The 4,781-nt window shown below is 32.0% G+C and carries 6 protein-coding genes and 1 tRNA gene; 1 reads left to right on the forward strand and 6 read right to left on the reverse strand.

Annotated features, from left to right (window positions below):
• Positions 1–26 precede the first annotated feature (26 nt).
• Entirely contained in the window at positions 27–866 is an 840-nt protein-coding gene (locus RR643_RS11230) for a DegV family protein (RefSeq protein ID WP_332483270.1), read from the reverse strand.
• A gap of 131 nt (positions 867–997) precedes the next feature.
• On the opposite strand from RR643_RS11230, the gene RR643_RS11235 reads away from it, so the two are divergent.
• A tRNA-His gene (locus RR643_RS11235) sits at positions 998–1,073 on the forward strand.
• 202 nt (positions 1,074–1,275) lie between these two features.
• On the opposite strand, the gene RR643_RS11240 is transcribed toward RR643_RS11235, so the two are convergent.
• From RR643_RS11240 to RR643_RS11260, 5 genes are all read right to left on the reverse strand, one after another.
• Positions 1,276–1,731 (reverse strand): hypothetical protein, encoded by a 456-nt coding sequence (locus tag RR643_RS11240; protein WP_332483271.1) that lies wholly within the window; start codon positions 1,729–1,731, stop codon positions 1,276–1,278.
• A 111-nt stretch (positions 1,732–1,842) separates the two neighbouring features.
• Positions 1,843–2,703 (reverse strand): NAD(P)H-dependent oxidoreductase, encoded by an 861-nt coding sequence (locus RR643_RS11245; RefSeq protein WP_332483272.1) that lies wholly within the window; start codon positions 2,701–2,703, stop codon positions 1,843–1,845.
• A gap of 152 nt (positions 2,704–2,855) precedes the next feature.
• On the reverse strand, positions 2,856–3,446 hold the full coding sequence (locus RR643_RS11250) for an AAA family ATPase (RefSeq protein WP_332469955.1): 591 nt from the start codon (positions 3,444–3,446) through the stop codon (positions 2,856–2,858).
• 14 nt (positions 3,447–3,460) lie between these two features.
• Positions 3,461–3,901, reverse strand: coding sequence for an ASCH domain-containing protein (locus RR643_RS11255; RefSeq protein WP_332469954.1), 441 nt, complete (start codon positions 3,899–3,901; stop codon positions 3,461–3,463).
• Between the two features lie 2 nt (positions 3,902–3,903).
• On the reverse strand, positions 3,904–4,665 hold the full coding sequence (locus RR643_RS11260) for a GNAT family N-acetyltransferase (RefSeq protein WP_332483273.1): 762 nt from the start codon (positions 4,663–4,665) through the stop codon (positions 3,904–3,906).
• Positions 4,666–4,781: the final 116 nt, after the last annotated feature.

The raw sequence follows: 4,781 nt of genomic DNA on the forward strand, positions 1-4,781 counted from the left end.
TAATAAAAATTCAGCATTCAGCTGAATTAATAATTTAATTTTTTTAATCTTCCTATGCCCAGAGTCCCAGGACCTGTATGCGCCATTATAATAGCACGAATAGGTTTGACTTGTATATCTTGATTCACTTTTTCATGTAAAATAACTTTGTATTCTTGTGCAAGTTGTTCACAATCAGAATGCACTACAAACCAGTAATAATCTTCTTTATTTGGAACATTAATTACCTTTTCAAGTGCAGCTTGATAAGCTTTTCTTGTCGTACGTACTTTATCACTTACATCAATATAGCCATCTTCAACCTTTAAAATAGGGATAATCTTTAGTAGATTACCTAAAGCTGCAGCTGCAGGTGAAATTCTTCCACCATTTTTTAGATATGTAAGTGTTTCTGGCACGATACATGCAAACATGTAGATTTCATTCTCTATTTTGTTTTTCATTTCTTCTAGAGAATAACCTTTATCAGCCATCTTAATTGCATCAATCGCTACATATTGTAATGGACAACAAGCCATTTTTGTATCAACAACACAAACTTTGCCATCAAATTCTTTACTAGCAAGTACTGCACTGTTATATGTTCCACTCAATTTTGAAGATATAGGTAAAAACAATATTCCATCATACTCTTGAAGTAATTCTTTCCATTTCATAACTAAGTTACCCAATAATGGTTGCGATGTTTTAACTGTTGCACCTTGCTTCATCTTTTGGATAAAATCTTCATCTGATATTCCATCTGTTTCCATTACATCTTCGTTATTGATTGTTAATGGCATACGGATTACGTGTATTCCTAGAGTTTTTGCATCCTCATTTGTTATGTCTGCGGATGAGTCCACCAAGATTGCTATTTTATTCATATGTTCACCTCGAATTACAATTATATCATAGTTATTAATCTATACCATGTTGTCATGATAACTAGATGCGTTTTTTTATTTTTTTTCCTTTACAAACAGTATCAAATAAGGTAATATAAGTAATGCACATGGCGGTTGTGGTGAAGTGGTTAACACATCAGATTGTGGCTCTGACATTCGGGGGTTCGATTCCCCTCAGTCGCCCCATTTGCAATTTAGAGACCTTTATATAAAGGTCTTTTTTTTGATTAATTGATTAGAAAAACTCGACCAATAACCATAGCACCAAGAAATAAGATACATAATGCATTCGACACAGGTCTTTTTTTGTTATTTGAAACTATACCATTAAGTTCCATCATTATCGAGATCATTCACAGTAATTTATAATTATTCATACAAACGTATTTTATTTTATAAACTTTGCTAATTCTTGACTAACTAGTATACAAAACTCTTTTTCAGTAAAGATGGTAATATCTTTTTCATTTTTATCTTGTGCTCGAATAACTAACCCTTTAATAATACGTCCATCCATATTTTGAACAGTTGTATCACTTGGTCCTTTTGAACCCATAGTTACTATTCCTGCACCAGTGGTGAAAAATCCACCTGCGAATAGACCTGCAAGTGCTATATCGCGATTTGCTTCTGATTTATCAGACTGCTCGCTGATTGTTAAGTAATCTATTGATTTAAGCCAAGAAATAGGTTGTACTTCTTGATTTAGAAAGAATAATCCTTTTTCTTCATCTAGAGCGAAGAACATTATTTCATTATTTGTACACTCATACTTAATTACATTTGTTAAGTTATACTCTTTTGATAATTCTTGTTCATATATCTTAAATTCATTAAGTTTCATTAGATGACCTCCTAGATCATGATAACTCTTATAAACAAAGCATAACAAATAGTAATTACAATAACAACAATAATAAAAGATAGACTTCACAGTGAAGTCTATCTTCTTGGTTTAATTCTTAGAAAAATACACTGAATCTAAATGTGAAATCAAACTATCTTCTAGTTCTTTTAATTCTTCTGCATAATTTTCTGAGTTATTTGCAGGAGTTCTATCATTCACAAAACGACCTAAGCTTGTTACACCCCAGAATGCAGCAGTGTCTTGATCAAACACATCAAATGCATTCATATATTTGTCCCATGTTTCAGTATCGATGATACCATCACCAATCCATCCACGACCTCCACCAAGGTAACCGCAGTTCATGATTGTATAAATTGTTTTGTCAGTAAGTAAGCCTTCTAATCCATTTGCACCATCTTGATAAGCGAATTTCTTAGCAAATACTTCTTCTTTGTATCCTTTTACAATTGCGATTTCTGAATCATGCCAGTTTGGATAAACGAAAATGATATGATCAGCAGCAGTTACTAATTCTTGTTCTGTTTTAATTGCTTCACTTGCTTCCCCAGCTCCATCTTTTGCATAATAGAAATCTTCTTCTGATAATACTGGATTAAAATTCATCGCATATAAGTCACGTACTTCAACTTCCATACCTTTTTCTTCAAGATAAGCCATCGCAGTATTTGCTAAATCCCAAGTCACACTATAATGACGAGGATCTCCGACAACAACTAGTGCCTTTTCTGTATCAGCATCAGTAAATCCTTTTGGTGCATAATCTTTCACTAAATCCTCTACAACCATTGATGCAGATGTTGTTGCATCTTGAGTTGCTCCTGTTTCTGTATCTGTAGTAGCTGTCTCTTCGGGTGTTGGTGTTACCGTAGTCTCAGGTGCTTTTGGTGTTGTTGAACAGCCTGCAAGCATGACTAAAACAAGTAAACTTAACAAAATCTTCTTCATTATTTTTCTATCCTCCACGTGCTTCGAGTTTTATGAGCAAAAAGCATAAGCTCTACTTTAGAGTTTAGCGAGCAAAAGTATAAGCTCGTGGAGGTAAACACACTTTAACCATTGTAGATTTTTTCAAATAAAAAGTCAAACCAAATTGACTCTTATCGAATTATTCTTTTAATTTTTTGAATTACTATGTTTATCTTTTCCTCATCGAAATAAGTATTGTCTAATTCAATATTTATTTTACCAAATTCAAACTCTTTCATTCCACGAGATTCTATAGACAATAAATATTCTTCATATGTTGGTGCATGAATTATATTAGGTAGTTCATCAACAGGATACTTAGTATTTACAACATGGCCCAGATGACGTTCTTCACTTTTATCTCTATTCACAAATCGTTGATAAATGATTCTTGGATCTCCTGTTACATGAATGTGAATAGTTTCATAATGATACTCATTTAAAATTGTCTCTAGTCCTTTAATTGAAACTTGTTCAAAATTATTCTCCAAAACAAACGATTGATTTGATTTCATTAATTGTTTTGATAAGTAATACATGATATTCATACTTGCAATACCAAGATTTACTTTTTCATTACGATTATTGAATCCTATATCATCAAACATAATCTCTTTTATAGAGTCTTTTGATATCACTGGAATTGAAAACTCATTTGATAATATCTGTGCTATTTTTGTTTTACCTGATGCTGGTATTCCTGATACTAGAAAACAATACATTCTATCACCTCCTATTAAGCTTTGTAGACAACTTCAAATTCTTCGCATACAACAATCATATCATCCATAAATGTTTCACCTATCTCTTTTAAACAGCTCGTAAAGAACTCTGTATGTGCTTCTCTCCAATAAGCAAGTGAACCATCGCCTTCACCTTCTTTATTTGCAAATGCTTCTGTTACTTCTTTAAATGGAACATAGTTTAACACTGTTGTTTGAATTATACATTTTGCCTCTCCTTTAGAGTTTAACAAAACACTATAACCTCCGAGAAGTGGTGCTGGATCAATACCTAATTCATATAAAATATAAGCAGATGCAGTTGCTCGTTTCTTTCCTTGAAGAACTAACTCTAATAGTTCATCAGGGCTAGCACCAAAAGCCCAAGTTTCATATTCATTGGTATCAATATTATGATTTACTTTAAACTTACTCCATAATTCTGAAGCATTCATTTTTATGTTCCTCTACACATATGTGCGGTGATTAATGTAAAACTCTTCGCATTAACTACAATCTCAACTTGATCAAGTTGCACATAATAATTCTTTCCTTCTTGTTTTATATGACTATTTTTATTGAGAATCAAATTCTGACAATATCGTATTACATCCTCTTCAATTCCAAGATTATTTTTACATCGATCATATCCAAGTTTTGTTGTGTGTATCTGACTAGCTAATTCATCTTTAGATATATCTAATATTTGTGTTTCTTCTTTGTATTTTCCATACATAACTAAATCATAAACTTCATTATTTTTGTAAACACCATTTTTGAGTATACCTTCTTGTCTAAATCCATTTCTTAACAAGATCTTGCTTGAAGCTTTATTTGGTTTATAAACACACGCAGTTATACGAAGGATATCCAGCTCCTCAAATGCAATTGCACATATATCATGAATCGCTTGAGTCATAATTCCTCTACCACTAAAATCATCATTTAATACATATCCGATTTCACAATCCTTACAAAAAACATCGTTCTTTTTTTCAACAGTAATATTACCTACACATTTACCTTGGTAGAATATAGCTCGAAAAACTTCTTCTCGCCCTTCTTGTTTTTCAACCATGTCTAACCACCATTCAGCATTTTCATTCGTGTATGGATAGGGTAATCGATCAGACAAATATTTTCTATTCGCATTATTACATATATTAATTAAGTCAAGTTTGTATTCTCTACTCCATTTCTCTAACTGAACGTCATTCATGCTCTAAAACCTTCTTTCTACAACGATTACTATTATCATAAACCAATTTTACTAAAATTAAAGTAGAAGATGTGAAAACAAGTAAAAAGATCCCAAAATGGATATGAGATCTTTCA

Origin of the sequence: Anaerorhabdus sp. (assembly GCF_036637135.1) — a bacterium.
Taxonomy (GTDB): domain Bacteria; phylum Bacillota_I; class Bacilli_A; order Erysipelotrichales; family Erysipelotrichaceae; genus Anaerorhabdus.